Below are 16,597 nucleotides of genomic sequence, written 5' to 3'. Positions count from 1 at the left end.
TCGGCTTGCTTGAGGATGCCCATGATTTGGCTATCGGTAAAACGGGAGGTTTTCATAGAATTTCCTTTAAATCAAACAACTTAGAAATTCTACTTTTAAGTCAGGTTAAGGGGTGGGGGGATTACCCCATGACCATATTGATTGTCATAAATCACGCCAAAATACGGTGGTTTTGACGAATTAATTGCTAATTAAATTTCGATGCTCATGGGGAAGAGAGGTATAGCAAAAATGGTTTGTCTTTATTTAACTTGAGGTCACTTCATTTAGCGTCGGTTTAACCGACTCCGCATCTGCGGATGCCACACACTACATAGTCAGTTCCACTCCGCGCCACGACTCTCGGTGCGTATGCCACACCTGATCTAGCAAGGCTTAAGTCATTGTTTCTGCTATTGTTTTAGCTCATTTTTAAAGCTTCTAAGGCGTAGGTCGCACGTTCGAATCGTGCTGGGCAGGCCAAAACTTCCTAATTAATAGTGTTTCAGGGCAGTCGATTATGTTTAATTGGTTTGATGATTGCTATAAGCTCAAGTGAATACTCTCGTCGATGAATCCGATGAATCCGATGCATTCTTAAGTCTACTCGACACTCCTGGAGTAAATCACTTTGCCATTTTTGATGGTGTTGACTACCTTGATGTCTTTGATTGCATCTGGATCAATCGTTAAAGGATTTTGATCCAACTCCACTAAATCTGCCAACATGCCAGGCAGGATCTTACCCTTCGTATTCTCCTCGCGATATACATAAGCAGCATTACATGTGAACGCCTGCAATGCTAGGTAAGGATCCATCTTTTCCTGAGTACCCAATGTTTTTCCAGACATTGTTTTACGATTGACTGCACTCCAAATAGTAAATAAGCAGTCCGGACCAGAAGAGGGAACGTCATTATGGATTCCCACTACTATCCCTTTGTTATGCGCTGTCATCATGGGGCAAAAATGATCGGAGCGTTCCTCACCAACGATCTCTAAATAGATATCTCCATATAACCATATGTGATTGGATAAAGTAATGGCAATAATATGATTTGCTTTGTAATCATCAAGCTGATCTTCCCTTGCAAAAAATGAATGGGAGATTGTCGAGCGGCGATCTTCCGTAATCCCAGTTTCCGCAATTGCTTTTTTAATGGCGGCTAAGGCCATATCAATGCCTGCATCACCATTGCTGTAGCAAAAGAATGGGATATTTTTTTCGTAGGCCAGCTTAGTGTAGTGATCAACCTGATCTTGAGTGTAGTAAGCCATACCCCGCCAGCCATCCGGAAAGCCAGTGGTATCGCTGTAGGGTTTAGAGAGGTAAGCAAGCTTGAGCTGCGGCCCTCCATCTGTTGACATCAATATGCCTGCAACCTTAAAGCCTCGATCAACGTTGCTGTAGACACCAAAGGAATAGTTGGGATTCCCTTTTAGTAGGGTGTCTACCGTATCGCTCATTGGGAGGGCAATTAAATCAATTGAAATAACACCGCTATCAGATGCGAGACGCATCAATTGAATGTCTTCAGGACTGGCTTGATAGTGCTGGGCAGTCGTAGTGCCATAAGAGGCATAAATTTTCTCTGCGCTTTGATAAGTCTTAAAAGTGAGATCCTGAGAAAATTGGCCATAAGCCGCAGCAACTGCGTTCAGATAGGGTAGCCCAATAATGATGCCCGTCATTTGGTGGGTATTGGGATCAACTACGATCGTGCCAGACTCAACTTTAGTATCTGCAGTAATACCTAGTTTTTTTAGGCCCGCTGTATTAAATAAGCCCGCTAGTGTGGAAATGTTTTGAACAAGTACCGGCGTATCTGGAAAAGCAGCATCTAAATCAGCAATGGTTAATGGTCCGTCTTTCATTAAGCCATCCATGTACTCGGCTGCGATCAACCATCCATTAAGAAGCTTGCCGTCTTTTTTCAGTTGTGCAATTAACTCAGCTCTACTGCGTGGAGGATTGTCGGCGAAGTAACCAACATTCAAGCTTAATGTTTGCTGGGCAAACAAACCAAAGTGCCCCCAAGTGTCAATAAATCCTGGGGTTAGGGTATGTCCTTGTAGGTCATGCCTTTTGACATCTGGATTCGCCAAAGCATTTGCCTCTTGTTTACTGCCGGTGAAAGCAATTTTTCCATCTGTCACCAATACCGCTTCAACATACTCAGGTTGATCGCCAGCCATGGTCAAAATATTGCCGTTGAAGTAGAAGGTTTGATTTGATGTCATGAGGTATCTTTAAAAGGTATTAATGTGAAAAAGCATATGTAAGCCCGATGCGCCCACCCCAACCTTGCGCGCCACCTTGGTTGGTATTGACGGTGTAATAACGAGCACCGATTGTAAAAAGCAGAGGGAGGTCACCCACTTCAATCAATTTGCTGCCCATTAAATTGATTGGATAGGCGTGAGCACCGGTATCAATATTCGTGATCGATTCACAATCAAGAGTAATGTTCCCATATCTTTTGGTGATGTAGGTGATAAAAGGTTGAAATCCAACATTATTGGCACTAGGACCATTGAGAGGCATTGCTCCAAGGCCAAACGATTGGTATGCATAAGCACCCACCATCCAATCCTCGCTTCGATGAATGGCACCCATGCTGTATCCCACAGCATTTTGTGAGCTGCCATACATGGCGGGCATATTGGTGCCGATCTGTACCATTGGACCAAAACCAAATGAGTTTTTTAGTCTAGTCTCATTGGATTCGGTAAAAAAACTTTCAATAATGACTGGTTTAAATCCCGAGCTGGAGTAACCATCGAAATTATTGAAGGATTGATAGGTGATCTGGGGATGCACTACATAGCTGTAGTCAGAGTTAATGCGATAAGGAAGCCAGGGCTCTATTTGGGTATATTTAGTTGAGCCTTGATGTCCTAGACCTACTTTTTGGTCAAAGTTGAAATAGATTGGTACAGAGGCGACATTATCTTGAGCTTGTAATTGCCGTTCACTAGAAATGAGTCTTTCTTTTCCTGGGGTGAGTGTGTCGAAAAATGTATTTGCATCTTGAGCGAGCGCAAGCTTGAAGTTAGACAACATCAGGATGGTCAGTAGTGCTTTGTATTGATGCATCTGCATGATGTTTAAGGTAGGGCTTCGCAGACTCGAAGGATCAAAATTATTATAATAATAAGGTATTATTTGGAAAATTATTTGCAGTAGATTTAGCTATGTAATTCCATGTTTTGAACGGACCTGATATGAAATTTAGTTTTTTAGGACACATGAAGGAGATGTTAAAGGAGCTGCCAATAGTAGCTACCTACCTATCACTCTGGTTTTGTGCGATTACTTTTTATAATCAAGCTGCAGTTCATATGCCAGAAAAAGGAATTGAGTCCTATGGGTTTGCCGTGATTCAGGCCTTGGTGATGTCAAAAATCATGCTCACCGTAGAAATGATTGTTCCTGTTGGAGTGATATTCAACCCTAAGGTGAAATTCACTATTTATTTAGCAGTTTTAGTTCGTACAACTCTCGCATCCATCGTTGCTCTTCTGCTGCGTTATTCTGCTGCTGGAACAGAGGGCTTTTTTAAGCATCAAGGATTTATTGAATCTATGCGCAATTTTGGTGATGGGGACATCGCCCATATTATGGCGCTCCTATGTTTATATTGGCTGATCATATTGCCCTACATCGCATATCGCTTTCTTTTACATCTTGCAGGCAACAATGACTTGTCATCGTATTTGTTGGAAAAAAGACCTCAAGATTAATACTTTAAAGATTATTCAAACTCCTTAACTATATTTATTGAGGCCTTAGTAGATTCAAGTGTCGTGTAACACGACACCATTTAGTGTCGGTTCGACCGACTCTACATCTGCGGATGCCACACACCACATGGTCAGCTCCACCCAACACCAAGGTTCTCGGTGCGTTCTCTACACCTGATCTTGCCAGGCTTAAACCATTGTCTAAGCTATTGATTTACATCATTTTTTAAGCTTCTAAGGCGTAGGTCGCACGTTCGAATCGTGCTGGGCAGGCCAGATATCCACCGTTCGCACCATAGCTTTCAAAGCTCCAATCATTTATGGTCACCTTTAGGCTGCATTGTCATAGAATGCTTCGATGAATATTCATTTGATCAAGATTAGTACATGTCTAATTGGCTCGGTCTTAATTCTTTGTTCGTGCTCTACCGCTAAGTTAGAGGCACGCCTTGAGGCCAATCCTCAATGTAAAGAAGTTGTTAACTCTAAAACAGGTGCTTTAATGCCTTGCCCTGGCTCGGATAAGTCTTTTTATAGAGAGGTTGGTTTAGCGCCAGCAAAGTCGGCTCCGGTAGTAAGTGCTCCAATCACTTCATCTCCAACGGCAGCAACTTCAATGCAGGCACCATTAAATAATATTTCAACATCTGTGCCAGTAGGGTCAACCCAGACGACTCGATCTCAAGTTGAATGTAAGCCCCAGATTCATAAAAAGACGGGCGGAACCATGCCCTGTCCAGCCCCGGACTAAATTGATAAAGGTATGATCATCTTTATTAATAAAAGTCTTACAAGGTAACTTAACCCATCACTCGGAATCGCCATGAATAAAATGAAAGTGCTGTTAGCAACATTTGCTACGGCAATGACTTTGGCTGCATGTAGCAATGCACCTAAATTAGCAACAGAATCCATGCCTAGATCGGGCTTCTTGCCTGATTACAATCTTTTAGTTCCAATGGCTAGCAGCGATAAAGATACTCGTATTTGGAGATACCGTATTTCAGGCGTGAACCCTGGTTCATACACCGCAGTAATCTTGGACCCGATTTACCTGAATCAAAATGCCACCAAGTCAGTCAACATGGATGATATTAATAAGGCAAAAGCCGCACTACAGGCCTCTATGGTTGAGGCTGTTAATTCTCGCGGCACCATCAAGATAGTTAATAAACCAGGACCTGGTGTTGCGCGCATCTCTGTTGGCATCACTGGCGCGGAAAGTTCAGCCGATAGTTTGCAACCCTGGAATTTCACCCCAATTGGTTTGGCAATGAATGCAGCTGCTTATGCTGGTGGCGTAAATTCCAAAACACCAGCGCTGTTGGTTGAGAGCAAAATAACTGATAGTCAATCAAAACAATTATTAGGAGAAGGCTTGATTACCATTCAAGGGGAATCCTTTAGGACTAACGCCGGATCTGCAGATTCATTTGTTGCAATGGCGAAGAAAGTGGTCCGCTCAGCAATGGAAACATCCGCCAACCCAGTGCCAACTGGTCAATAAGTCTTCATCATGAAATCCCTCATTAAAAAAATAATCGCCATTGCCTTGTCATCTCTGGTAGCAATCCCATTATTAGCCTTGGCTGATGATGCATCTCGCGATAAAGAAATTGCTGAGCGATTTGCTAAATGCGATGTCAATCATGATGGCAAGTTAACTAGAGAAGAAGCTAATGGTTGCATGCCTCGTATCTATGACCACTTTAGTTACATCGACTCAAGCAACAGAGGTTATGTAACTGTGGCTGAAATTCAGGCTATGGCTAATCGTTGATATTTAAAATATAAGAGCCTCCTGTGAGGCTCTTTTTTATTGGGTTAATGATGTCTGTATCTTTTCCAGGTTTTGAAACTAAAATATTTTCCACTGACTCTGAAGATGGTTCAATTGATATCTCATATCTCATTGGTGGTAACGGTCCTCCATTGTTGCTACTCCATGGGTTTCCCCAAACGAAGGCCATCTGGAGCCAAGTAGCTCCTGAGTTAGCCAGAAACTTTACGGTAGTTGCTGCTGACTTGAGGGGATATGGTGCGTCATCAAAGCCCCACGGCAAAATTGATCACTCAACATATTCAAAAAGATCAATGGCCGCAGATCAACATGCATTGATGAAAAGTTTAGGTTTTAATCAATTCTTCTTGCTTGGACATGACAGAGGTGGAAGGGTTTCTCATCGCCTGGCAATGGATTTTCCTGAAAGTGTTTTGCGCTTAATGGTCCTAGACGTATCTCCAACATTAACCATGTATGAGAACACCACCATGGAATTTGCTAAGGGATATTGGCATTGGTTCTTCCTGATACAGCCAGAGCCAGTTCCAGAAACCTTAATCGGCGCTAATCCTGAGTTTTGGTTAAAAAATCATATGGGTCGCCATGCGGGTACGGGAATATTTTCCCCAGATCGATGGTCGGAATATTTGGCTGGGGCCTGCAATCCAGAAGGCATGCATGCTATGTGTGAAGATTACCGAGCCGCTGCTACGACTGACCTCATCCACGATCGCTCCGATCGTGCTGCAGGCAAGATGTTGAAGATGCCACTGAAGGTGTTGTGGGGTGAACATGGCTTAGTAAACCAGTGCTTTAAACCCTTAGAGGACTGGGGGGCTGTGGCAAGGGATGTTTCTGGAAAAGCTGTTCCCAGCGGTCACTACATACCAGAAGAGATTCCTGACGTATTGCTGGCGGAGGTAAGGAACTTTTTTGGCTAAAAACTCAACAAGTCAGCTTTAAAACAAAAAAACCCTAAATAAATCAAATATTTAGGGTTTTTTAACAATCACTCAGGGTGAAAGTTATTGCTTGCCATGAAGCTAATAGTACGTTCGAAGCCAAGGATCCGGATATAACGCCAAGCAATATCTCGGTATTTAGTGTCCAGGTAGCCAATAGCTACTTCAGGCGTCCTTGTGGACAAGTCGATCTCTTGAATTGCGCGGGCCCAACGTTTGAGTCTTGTTGACATATTTGTCACCTCCATGCCTATACAACGCATGAAAAAGCGGTCGAGATGACACGAATTACAAAATATTTATCAAAAAAACAGCTGTTTTTCTTAAATGGAGACAACTTTATGGGGATTAAGGATATTTTGGGGGTCTAAAGCTCTTTTGAGGGTCTTCATGAGCTCGTGGGCAACTTCACCCTTATGAGCCCTTAAGCCCTCCAATTTGAGCTGTCCTACCCCGTGTTCTGCAGAAATGGAGCCATTACAGCGCTCGACCTGGGCATATACGAGCTCATGAATGGGCTTTTCATTGATTTCATTGAAGGTCTTGGGGTCTGTGCCCAAGGGTGGGGCAATGTTGTAGTGCAGGTTTCCATCCCCTAAATGGCCAAAATTGATGATTCTTACACCCGGAAACTTTGTCCTCATCAAGGCATCGGTTTCTTTGATAAAGCGATCAAGCGATGAGAGGGGGATGGTGATGTCATGTTTGAGGTTTGCGCCTTCTTCGGCTTGCGCTAGCGTAATATGTTCCCGCATATGCCAAAAAGCATTGGCTTGACTTAAGTTGCTGGCAACAACGGCGTCGCTGATGAGTCCTGATTCAAATGCTTCCTCCAAAATGGTTTCCAGAAGTTGCCTGACATGATCCTCGCTCTCATGATCTGACAATTCAATAAGCACGGTAAATGGTTGATTACCTTGCAGGGGATTTACCATCTGTGGAAAGTGTTTCTCATTTAAATCCAATGACTCCTGCGTCATCATTTCAAATCCGGTCAGAAGTGAAGTTGCCCGTTTCTGAAAGAGATTTAAAAGTGCAATTGAAGAGGCGATGGTTTCACATGCGACAAGGGTGGTCCATTGAGAGATCGGTAGTGGGTATAGCTTCATGACTGCAGCAGTAATGATTCCCAAAGTACCTTCAGATCCAATAAACAAGTCACGCAAATCGTAACCCGTATTGTCCTTGCGCAAACCTTTAGCGCCATTCCAAATCTCACCTTTAGCAGTAACAACTTCAAGACCTAGACATAAATCACGTGCATTACCGTAGCGCAACACATTAGTTCCACCGGCATTGGTTGCTAAGTTACCGCCGATCATGCAACTACCCTCAGCACCCAGACTTAAGGGAAATAAAAATCCCTGCTCAGCAGCTTTTTCTTGCACGGATTGCAAAATACATCCCGCCTCGAGTGTGATCGTTTGATTTGCAATATCGATTTCACGAATCTGATTCATGCGCTTGAGATTGAGGATGACTTGCTTACCGCTGTTATCGGGTGTAGCGCCGCCACAAAAGCCGGTATTTCCTCCTTGAGGGACTAGAGCAACCTGGCTTGCGGCGCAGAGCTTGACGATATTTGCTACTTCAGTAGCATTACCAGGTAAAAGAACTGCAAGCGCTTTTCCCGTAAAGCGTTTACGCCAATCAGTTAAGTAGGGCGCTTTATCCCCAGCTTGAGTCAGAATATATTTTGTCTCAAGGACTGTGGATAACTGATTGATGAAGTTTTGCATTCTTACTCCGCAGCCGCCTTTTTTAGAGCCTTAGCTTCTTTTTTGATGGGCTTTAGATACATGAGTAAACAGACAAAGCCAATGGTCGACAAAATAGTTTCGAGGAGCGCAAGCCAAAAGTTAGCACCTGTTTCGAGAATGCGAACTAAGCCTTCGGTTGTATATAGCAATATCAACATTGAGGCCCACTGCATTGTGTAAACCCTTCCTTTCCATATCCCAGGAATAGCGAATAGCAAAGGGATGCCTTTCAGGATTAACCAGGATCCACCAGGTCGGAGAGGGGAGACGAACCACTCCCAACAGACACACAAGATAAATAAATCAATAAAAGCAGCTGTTGCTATAAGTTGGTATGGATTTTTGTCGAGACTCTTTTTTATCATGATGACTGCTGAATGCATTACCTTTTGTTTTGAAAAAGCATTAAGGCAGCTTCAGCTAAACGCTTACCCTGTGCCTTTGCTAGGCGCTGCTCTTCAGGGCTGATAGGCGCACGTCCATCGGCATGGGCGAGATGAGTTACTCCATAGGGACTGCCGCCTGTATTTGAAGACATGAGGTCAGGCTCGCTGTAAGGAATGCCCATCAGCATCATGCCGTGATGCAACAGTGGAATCATCATTGTTAAGAGGGTGCTTTCTTGACCGCCATGCATGCTGCCGGTACTCGTAAAGACGCAGGCCGGCTTACCAATTAAGGCGCCATTCAACCACTCTGAAGAACTACCGTCCCAAAAGTATTTCATCGGCGCTGCCATATTGCCAAAACGAGTCGGAGACCCTAAAGCAAGACCAATGCACTCCTTTAGGTCTGAATATTCAGCGTAAGGCGCTCCATCCTGGGGAACGGCTGCCTCAGTAGCTTCACAAACCGCAGAAATGGGGGGCACGGTTCTCAAGCGGGCATTTGCCCCTGGTACGCTCTCGATACCCTCGGCAATCAGGCGCGCCAGATCCTTGGTTGCACCATAACGGGAGTAGTACAAAACTAAAATATCGTGTTGGCTCATATTGATCTCTTATGATACGGCGATGCGCCTTATTCGTAACCCCCAATTATGGCTCTCTCTGGCTAAAGAGATCTGGGAGCGTAATCGCGGTCAAAATTTGAAGCAAATTGCAGCCAGCCTAGCATTTACAACAACTTTATCCATGGTGCCGATGGTCACGATCGCCACCATACTGATCGGCCACCTCCCACGCGTAATTCAAGTAAAAAATACCTTTAGATCCTGGCTTTTGGACACCTATATGCCAGGCGGCATTAATCAGCAGGCATTTATTTATTTAGAGCAATTCTCATCCCAAGCAAAAGGCTTAACCTATGTGGGCTTGGCCGGACTGATCATCACGACAATCATGACTTTAGCGGTGATTGAGGGTGCCTTTAACCAAATATTCAAGGTCACTGCAAGACGCCCTTTGTATAAAAAAATTGTGATCTATAGTGCGGCAACTATCCTAGGTCCAATCATGCTTGGCGTTGGCATTTACTTGAGTGGCGTTTTATTTAGTGCTTCAGAAGGCTGGATCAGCGCGGTATCTTTTGGCTTTCAACTGGTGGCCGCGATTGCCCCAATCTTTTTGGCCATTCTGGTCTATGCAGTGGTCTACAAAATTCTTCCTTACGCCAAGATTTTGTGGCAAGACGCCTTTACGGGAGCTTTTGTTGCAGCGCTTGCCTTTGAGCTAATGAAGTTTGGATTTGCCATTTTCTTGGGCAATACAGCCTTCTATAAAACGGTATATGGCGCTTTTGCGATCTTGCCTCTCGGTTTAACGTGGATCTATATGACCTGGTGGATTACCTTAACTGGCGCGGTATTGGTGGCTAATTTGCCGGATATTCGAAGCGGTGTCATTAGGGTTATTCGTTACTAAAAGTTGCGCCTAAGCTCTTGATTCGCGGAGTTCTTGAGTCTATATTGGATCTATAAATACATTGTTTTCGGAGACCAAATGAAAGTTCGTGACATATTACGCGTCAAGGGAAGCACCCTTTTTACAGTAGCCCCTGATACGGCGCTGCAAACTGCAGTGCTAGTAATGAGTGAGCACGACATTGGTTCATTGGTGGTCATGGAGTATGACAAACTGGTTGGCATTCTGACCTTCCGTGAAGTTATTGCCGCTTTAGCTAAACATCAAGGCAAGCTTGAAGGTCTTCAAGTAAATACTGTGATGAATCAAACACCTTTGACCTGCAATATGGAAACCGAGATTGATGAGGTTCGGCGCATGATGCTGGTAGACCATGCGCGCTATTTGCCAGTAATCGATCAAAAGATGTTGATGGGCGTTATTTCTTTCTACGACGTAGCAAAATCGGTGGTGGAAGCCCAGGACTTCGAAAATACGATGCTCAAGGCCTATATTCGTGATTGGCCGGAAGATACTGAAAAAGCAGCTTCCTAAGTTGTTCTAGCCATCATTTTCCGACAAATGACATAATGTCGATATGTCAGGAAATACTTTAGGCCTACTTTTTACTGTTACCACTTTTGGTGAATCCCACGGTCCCGCAATCGGGGCGGTGGTTGATGGTTGCCCGCCAGGTATGAATCTTTCAGAAGCTGACATTCAGTTGGACTTAGATCGTCGCAAACCAGGTACATCTCGTCACGTTACGCAGCGCAAAGAAGAGGACAAAGTTGAGATCCTTTCAGGTGTGTTTGAGGGCAAAACAACAGGCACCCCTATTGCGCTATTAATCCGTAATACAGACCAACGCAGCCAGGATTATGGTGATATCTTGCAGACCTTTAGACCTGGTCATGCTGATTATGCGTATCAAAATAAATATGGCATTCGTGACCCCCGTGGTGGCGGTCGCTCATCCGCTCGCTTAACGGCGCCAGTTGTTGCTGCCGCTGCGATCGCCAAAAAATGGCTTCATGAGAAATATGGCACTGAGTTTTATGGCTATATGAGTCAATTGGGCGAACTTGAAATTCCATTTAAAGATGCCGCTCAGATTGACCGGAATCCATTCTTTGCCGCTAATTCTGAAATCATCTCTCAGCTTGAAGGCTATATGGATGAGTTACGTAAAGCAGGGGATTCTTGTGGGGCACGTATCGAGGTAAGGGCTCGTAATGTTCCTGTTGGCTTGGGTGAGCCTTTATTCGATAAGTTGGATGCCGATATTGCGCATGCCATGATGGGTATCAACGCCGTTAAAGGTGTTGAGATTGGCGCTGGCTTTAAGTCGGTAGTTCAGCGCGGTAGCGAGCATGGAGATGAGCTTCATCCCGATGGCTTTGCAAGCAATAATTCTGGCGGTACTTTGGGCGGCATTAGTAGCGGTCAAGATCTGCGTGTTTCTATCGCAATCAAACCAACTTCGAGCATCATGAGCCCGAAGCAGTCTGTCGATTTAGATGGGAAGCCGATTACAGTTCAAACCAAAGGCAGGCATGACCCTTGCGTTGGTATTCGTGCAACACCGATTGCTGAAGCAATGTTAGCGCTAGTATTAATGGATCATGCTCTACGCCATCGCGCTCAATGCGCTGATGTACCAGATGCTGCGTCTATTCCAGCCTCTCAACCAGGCTCATTTCGCAATTAATTGGCTTAATCGATGACGCCTTCGCTACGCTGGGCCTTCGGGTCCTTTTTCTTTTTATATTTCGCTTATGTTGGGTTAGTTTCTCCATACGCTAGCCTGTTCTTTTTAGAACGGGGCTTTAGTGTTATAGAGATTGCTGCATTGATGTCTATGTTGCAGATCACCCGCATTGTTGGCCCTTTTTCTTGGGGTTGGTTATCGGACTACCTTTCTAATCGGATTAGCATTATTCGATTCTGTGCATGTCTTGCAGCGGTAGTTTTCTTATGCATTTATTTCTTGCATAGCTACATCGGATTTTTTATTTGGATGTTTGTGTTGCACACCATTTTGAGTGGTTTGATGCCGCTTGGTGAGTCAGCCACTATTCATGCCTTATACAAAGATAATTCCTTCGATAAGCGTTACGGACGCTTGCGTCTGTGGGGGTCTATCGGCTTTATTGCCATGGTTCTTGCCGCGGGAGAGCTATTCCAGCGCAAGAGCATTGGGCTTTATCCCATTGTGGGCACCGTTGTTTTACTAGCCTTAGCTCTTATTACCTTTTGTTTACACGAGCCCAAAATGGAGCGTCGCAAAATGGTTAAAGGGGAGTTATTGGTTGTGCTTTTTAATCCAGATGTTCGGTGGTTTTTAGTGTCTGGATTTTTTATGATCTTTGCCCACGCTGCTTTATATGTTTTTTACTCTCTTTATCTCTCAAACCTTGGGTACAACAAATTTCAGATTGGCCTGTTTTGGGCTCTAGGAGTTTTTGCCGAAGTCATTTTCTTTTACTTTCAAAATAAGGTATTGAGCAGGTTAGATGCCGAGGTGATATTGCAGGCTGCCTTTGGAATTGGGGTTGTCAGATTTGCCTTAATAGCTTTCCTACCAATCACTTCTGTTTTGATAGTGGCGCAATTAATGCATGCTGGCACATTTGCTGCACACCATAGTGCCGCTACAAAACTTTTGCAACGTTGGTTCACAGGCCCGGTACAGGCTAGAGGCCAAGCTTTGATGGCCACCATCTCATACGGCCTTGGTGGAACGCTCGGAGGGTTATGTGCTGGCTGGATATGGGAAGCATCTCAACCAAGAGATGTATTTGTAATGTCCGCGTTTGCATGCGGACTGGCGGGTATGGCAATCCAAAAACTCAGACCGCGACGTTATCCCGCCAGATAAAACTACTTAGCTTTTTATTGAATCTTTGCTTTAGCGCGTAGTTTTTGCATCATTTCTGAGAACTTCGCCTTTTGCCAATTCTTATCAGAGATGATCATCTGCTTCAACTGAGCCTTCATTTCTTCAAAACTTGGGGCTTGAATATCGCGAGAGTCAATCACCTTAATGATGTGCCAACCAAACTGTGACTTCACAGGCTTGTCAGTAATTTGCCCATTTTTGAGTTGGACCATTGCCTTAGAAAACTCTGGTACTAATGCTTTATCGCTAACCCAACCTAGATCGCCGCCATTTTTAGCAGAGCCAGGGTCGAGCGACTTTGCCTTAGCGATTTCTTCGAAATTAGCGCCTGCCTTAAGCTGCGCAGTAATTGCCTTGGCATCCGCTTCTTTTTCTACCAAGATATGTTCTACGTGATATTCCTTGCCGCTGTATTGCGCCTTTGCGGATTCATATGCAGCTTTCAGATCCGCTTCTGCAACACCTTCTTTTTCAACATAATCCTCAAATACAGCGCTAACTAAAACTCCCATGCGCGCTTGCTCTAATTGCTCGCGTACCATTTCATTCTGAATGACGCCGCGCTTGTCAGCCTCCTGCAATACCAATTCACGGGTGACCAACATCTCACGAGCTTGATCGCGTACCTGAGGATTATCGGGCTGTCCTGAACGTTGAACTAGCTTATCTAATTGCACTTTAGGAATTGCCTTGCCATTCACGATGACGGCATTCTGTGCGATAGCATTTGCAGATAAAAGAGTGGCTCCAAGAAGGCCGATTGAGAGTATTTGACGTTTATTGATCATGGTTTTGATAATTAATTAAAAGGGAATAGAGCCATTCTAAAGTAGCCCTAGACAGCAACTTCGTCTGGGGCTAGGGCGGTAATGGTTAGGGCATGAATTTCCTTGGGAATATGGCGATTCAAGGCAGCATAAACAGCCCTATGACGAGCCACTAGGTTCAAACCTTTAAACTCTGAGGCGATGATTTCAAGTCGAAAGTGGCCGCCGCCACTAGCTGCGCCTGCATGGCCAGCATGAAGATGACTTTCATCTTCAATCTTTAAGGCTTGCACCTGAAAAGCTTTCCGTAGATCTTCATCGAAAGCGGCAATCCGTTGTTGATTGATGCTCATTCGCTTGGGTGCTCCATGTGCTTGGAGAGCCAAACTCCTTGAAGAATGACAAAAATTAATAAGAGGCCAGTACTGCCGAATAATTTAAAGTTAACCCAAGTTTCTTCTGAGTACTCAAAAGCAACATACAGATTGAGTGCGCCCATGAAGAAAAAGAATATAGCCCAAGCCACATTGAGGCTACGCCAAACTGAATGCGCTGATGCTGCTTTGAGCGTTACCTGCTTTCCCATTAATACTTGTATCCAATTCTTTTGAAAAAACTGAGCACTGATAAATAGGGCGCCTGAAAAGAGCCAGTAAAGCGCTGTCGGCTTTAATTGAATAAATGTTTTGTCATGCAAGAAGATTGTGAGGCTGCCAAACACAACAATCATGACAAGACTTATCCATTGCATGGCATCGATCTTGCGATGGCGGTAATAGACCCAAAGAATCTGTCCGATAGTGGCAACCATAGCTACGATAGTCGCTGTGTATATATCACCCAGCTTAAATGCGACAAAGAAGAGAATGATAGGGAATAGGTCGAATAAAAATTTCATAAAGTGATTATCCAGCTATTTAATTTATTCATCTGTTTTTGCAGGTATAGCGTTAGTGCCTGGCTCAAAACTCAAGGATGCAGAGTTAATACAGTAGCGCAAACCGGTTGGCATAGGGCCATCCTCAAATACATGGCCTAAATGCGCATCGCAATTTGCGCAACGGACTTCGGTACGAATCATGCCATGAGTAGTATCTCGAATTTCCTTAATAGAGGATGCAACTTCTGGTGCGTTATAGCTTGGCCAACCACAACCAGCGTCGAACTTGGTCTCTGATAAAAAGAGTGGCGTACCGCAGCAAACGCACTGATAGCGACCTTTGTCCCAGTGATCCCAGTATTTGCCAGTAAAAGGCCGCTCGGTTGCCGCTTCTCGAGTGACGCGGTACTCTATATCACTTAATGATTGCTTATATTCTTTATCTGTTTTTGTCATTTTGACTCCAATAATATGATTTTCTTATTAAACACCTATGAGGAGCAGCTTACTTCGACCATATCCATATCTGGTGGCGGAGCTAGCGAGTAAGAAGCAAATTCTGGCTGATCATCAAACGGGTTGCTTAAAATCTTAAGAAGCTTTGATACCTCAGAAAAGTCTTTTTTCTGCGCCTGTTCAATGGCGAACTGGGCAAGATGATTTCGCAGGATGTATTTTGGGTTTACTCGATTCATTGCTAGGTGTCGCTCTGAATCATTGCTGGATTCACTCTGTAAGCGAGCTAAATAATCAACGAACCAAAGATCAATTGCATCACGGTCAATAAAATCATCTCTTAAGGAAATCTGCGAAATAGGCAGTTTTGACTTGAGCTTTCCAAGGTTGCGAAAGAAGTTCGTGAAATCCACCTTCGAATCATGCATTGCCTGCAATAACCGTTCAATCAGGGCGACGTCCCCATCTTGCTCCGCACTAAATCCCAATTTATTACGAAACAACGATTGCCAAGCTCTCGCATAAGTATTTGGGAACTCTTCAAGGGCTGAACGCAGTAGATCTTGGGCTTCTTTTTCACCGTGGCGGAGCTCAAGTAGTGGAATCATGGCGCTGGCCAAGCATGCCATATTCCAATGCATGATTTGTGGTTGACGATGGTAGGCATAACGACCACCTTGATCGCTATGGTTGCAAATATGGTCGATCTGAAACTGGTCTAAAAATCCAAAAGGGCCATAGTCAATAGTCAATCCAAGCACGCTAATATTGTCACTATTGAGAACCCCATGACAAAAGCCCACAGCCTGCCATTGAGCGACTAAATTAGCGTTGCGTGCGCAAATTCTTTTAAATAAATCCAAGTAAGGCTCATCAGTCTGTAGGGATTCTGGGTAATGTATTTCTATGAGGTAATCTGCGAGCTCTTTTAACCTTGCATGGTTTTGCAGTGAAGCGTAATGCTCAAAGTGGCCAACCCGAATAAAGCTTGGTGCTAAGCGAGCACAAACCGCTGCAGTCTCTAAAGTTTCTCTTCTGACGGGCATATCTGAGCCAACAATTGAAAGCGCTCTCGTAGTTGGAATGCCCAGAGCATGCATTGACTCGCTGCATAAGAATTCCCTAATAGATGAGCGTAATACAGCACGACCATCACCCATGCGGGAGAATCGCGTTATGCCAGCTCCTTTGAGCTGTAATTCTTGTCCAGCAATATCGCCTAACAATATTGCGCGTCCATCACCGAGTTGACCAGCCCACACCCCAAATTGATGTCCGCTATAGGCTATTGCTATAGGATTTGGAAATTGATGGTTGCTTGTATTTAAACCGTTCCCAGACAATACCTCTAGCCATGTTTTATCTAGGGGCAGTTTATTTTCGTCCAAGTCAATACCCACCAATTTGGCAGATGAGGGTGAAAATGCGACCCAGTAGGGATTGGGTATCGGGGTGGGGAGGGTTGCTTGGCAGGCATCATCGCCGCGTAAAGTAAAGGCCATAGAGGTATTCTAGGTGGATTT

20 protein-coding genes are annotated in these 16,597 nt (G+C 44.4%); 9 read left to right on the top strand and 11 right to left on the bottom strand.

The genetic code is table 11. The features are described from left to right. Positions 1 to 582: 582 nt before the first annotated feature. Together VC188_RS03870 and VC188_RS03865 are read right to left on the bottom strand one after the other, a co-directional pair. Complete coding sequence (locus VC188_RS03870) at positions 583 to 2,220, bottom strand: amidohydrolase (RefSeq protein WP_323483096.1); 1,638 nt, start codon at positions 2,218 to 2,220, stop codon at positions 583 to 585. 19 nt (positions 2,221 to 2,239) lie between these two features. Then, the gene (locus VC188_RS03865; protein WP_323483095.1) at positions 2,240 to 3,082 is read right to left on the bottom strand and encodes a hypothetical protein; all 843 of its coding nucleotides are present in this window, start codon (positions 3,080 to 3,082) and stop codon (positions 2,240 to 2,242) included. Between the two features lie 122 nt (positions 3,083 to 3,204). On the opposite strand from VC188_RS03865, the gene VC188_RS03860 reads away from it, so the two are divergent. The 5 genes from VC188_RS03860 to VC188_RS03840 all read left to right on the top strand — a co-directional run bounded on the left by VC188_RS03860 (position 3,205) and on the right by VC188_RS03840 (position 6,447). After that, positions 3,205 to 3,723, top strand: coding sequence for a hypothetical protein (locus VC188_RS03860; protein WP_215294564.1), 519 nt, complete (start codon positions 3,205 to 3,207; stop codon positions 3,721 to 3,723). A gap of 358 nt (positions 3,724 to 4,081) precedes the next feature. Continuing rightward, complete coding sequence (locus VC188_RS03855) at positions 4,082 to 4,474, top strand: hypothetical protein (RefSeq protein WP_216191642.1); 393 nt, start codon at positions 4,082 to 4,084, stop codon at positions 4,472 to 4,474. Between the two features lie 72 nt (positions 4,475 to 4,546). Further along, complete coding sequence (locus VC188_RS03850; protein WP_323483094.1) at positions 4,547 to 5,230, top strand: DUF3313 domain-containing protein; 684 nt, start codon at positions 4,547 to 4,549, stop codon at positions 5,228 to 5,230. 9 nt (positions 5,231 to 5,239) lie between these two features. Beyond that, positions 5,240 to 5,503 (top strand): EF-hand domain-containing protein, encoded by a 264-nt coding sequence (locus VC188_RS03845; RefSeq protein WP_255538501.1) that lies wholly within the window; start codon positions 5,240 to 5,242, stop codon positions 5,501 to 5,503. A gap of 50 nt (positions 5,504 to 5,553) precedes the next feature. Next, complete coding sequence (locus tag VC188_RS03840) at positions 5,554 to 6,447, top strand: alpha/beta hydrolase (RefSeq protein ID WP_323483104.1); 894 nt, start codon at positions 5,554 to 5,556, stop codon at positions 6,445 to 6,447. A gap of 68 nt (positions 6,448 to 6,515) precedes the next feature. On the opposite strand, the gene VC188_RS03835 is transcribed toward VC188_RS03840, so the two are convergent. The 4 genes from VC188_RS03835 to wrbA all read right to left on the bottom strand — a co-directional run bounded on the left by VC188_RS03835 (position 6,516) and on the right by wrbA (position 9,219). Next, the gene (locus VC188_RS03835; protein ID WP_323483093.1) at positions 6,516 to 6,701 is read right to left on the bottom strand and encodes a hypothetical protein; all 186 of its coding nucleotides are present in this window, start codon (positions 6,699 to 6,701) and stop codon (positions 6,516 to 6,518) included. Between the two features lie 90 nt (positions 6,702 to 6,791). Continuing rightward, positions 6,792 to 8,207, bottom strand: a complete 1,416-nt coding sequence (locus VC188_RS03830) for an FAD-binding oxidoreductase (RefSeq protein WP_323483092.1) — start codon at positions 8,205 to 8,207, stop codon at positions 6,792 to 6,794. A gap of 2 nt (positions 8,208 to 8,209) precedes the next feature. Continuing rightward, positions 8,210 to 8,593, bottom strand: a complete 384-nt coding sequence (locus VC188_RS03825) for a DUF2069 domain-containing protein (RefSeq protein ID WP_216191744.1) — start codon at positions 8,591 to 8,593, stop codon at positions 8,210 to 8,212. Positions 8,594 to 8,610: 17 nt separating this feature from the next. After that, the gene (wrbA, locus tag VC188_RS03820) at positions 8,611 to 9,219 is read right to left on the bottom strand and encodes an NAD(P)H:quinone oxidoreductase (protein WP_215322216.1); all 609 of its coding nucleotides are present in this window, start codon (positions 9,217 to 9,219) and stop codon (positions 8,611 to 8,613) included. A gap of 22 nt (positions 9,220 to 9,241) precedes the next feature. On the opposite strand from wrbA, the gene VC188_RS03815 reads away from it, so the two are divergent. The 4 genes from VC188_RS03815 to VC188_RS03800 all read left to right on the top strand — a co-directional run bounded on the left by VC188_RS03815 (position 9,242) and on the right by VC188_RS03800 (position 12,950). Then, positions 9,242 to 10,090: a YhjD/YihY/BrkB family envelope integrity protein gene (locus tag VC188_RS03815; protein WP_215322215.1), complete on the top strand. Its 849-nt coding sequence runs from the start codon at positions 9,242 to 9,244 to the stop codon at positions 10,088 to 10,090. Between the two features lie 78 nt (positions 10,091 to 10,168). Continuing rightward, positions 10,169 to 10,624: a CBS domain-containing protein gene (locus VC188_RS03810; RefSeq protein ID WP_323483091.1), complete on the top strand. Its 456-nt coding sequence runs from the start codon at positions 10,169 to 10,171 to the stop codon at positions 10,622 to 10,624. A gap of 43 nt (positions 10,625 to 10,667) precedes the next feature. Then, positions 10,668 to 11,780 (top strand): chorismate synthase, encoded by a 1,113-nt coding sequence (gene aroC / locus VC188_RS03805; protein WP_323483090.1) that lies wholly within the window; start codon positions 10,668 to 10,670, stop codon positions 11,778 to 11,780. 12 nt (positions 11,781 to 11,792) lie between these two features. Beyond that, entirely contained in the window at positions 11,793 to 12,950 is a 1,158-nt protein-coding gene (locus tag VC188_RS03800; protein WP_323483089.1) for an MFS transporter, read from the top strand. A 14-nt stretch (positions 12,951 to 12,964) separates the two neighbouring features. Here VC188_RS03800 and VC188_RS03795 read toward each other — a convergent pair whose 3' ends face one another. Genes VC188_RS03795 through VC188_RS03775 form a run of 5 tightly spaced genes read right to left on the bottom strand, consistent with a single transcriptional unit; the run spans position 12,965 to position 16,576 of the window. Next, a complete protein-coding gene (locus tag VC188_RS03795; protein WP_323483088.1) occupies positions 12,965 to 13,759 on the bottom strand; it encodes a peptidylprolyl isomerase in 795 nt (264 codons plus the stop codon). A gap of 47 nt (positions 13,760 to 13,806) precedes the next feature. Further along, positions 13,807 to 14,091: a BolA family protein gene (locus VC188_RS03790; RefSeq protein WP_215322208.1), complete on the bottom strand. Its 285-nt coding sequence runs from the start codon at positions 14,089 to 14,091 to the stop codon at positions 13,807 to 13,809. Then, entirely contained in the window at positions 14,088 to 14,636 is a 549-nt protein-coding gene (locus VC188_RS03785) for a septation protein A (protein WP_215322206.1), read from the bottom strand. Before VC188_RS03785 ends, VC188_RS03790 begins: the two co-directional genes overlap by 4 nt. 24 nt (positions 14,637 to 14,660) lie before the next feature. Then, positions 14,661 to 15,074, bottom strand: a complete 414-nt coding sequence (gene msrB, locus VC188_RS03780; RefSeq protein ID WP_215322204.1) for a peptide-methionine (R)-S-oxide reductase MsrB — start codon at positions 15,072 to 15,074, stop codon at positions 14,661 to 14,663. A 35-nt stretch (positions 15,075 to 15,109) separates the two neighbouring features. Beyond that, complete coding sequence (locus VC188_RS03775) at positions 15,110 to 16,576, bottom strand: protein adenylyltransferase SelO (protein WP_323483087.1); 1,467 nt, start codon at positions 16,574 to 16,576, stop codon at positions 15,110 to 15,112. Positions 16,577 to 16,597: the final 21 nt, after the last annotated feature.

Origin of the sequence: Polynucleobacter sp. MG-28-Ekke-A2 (assembly GCF_035012985.1) — a bacterium.
Lineage (GTDB): Bacteria > Pseudomonadota > Gammaproteobacteria > Burkholderiales > Burkholderiaceae > Polynucleobacter.
This window is presented reverse-complemented; position numbering and strand designations above follow the sequence as displayed.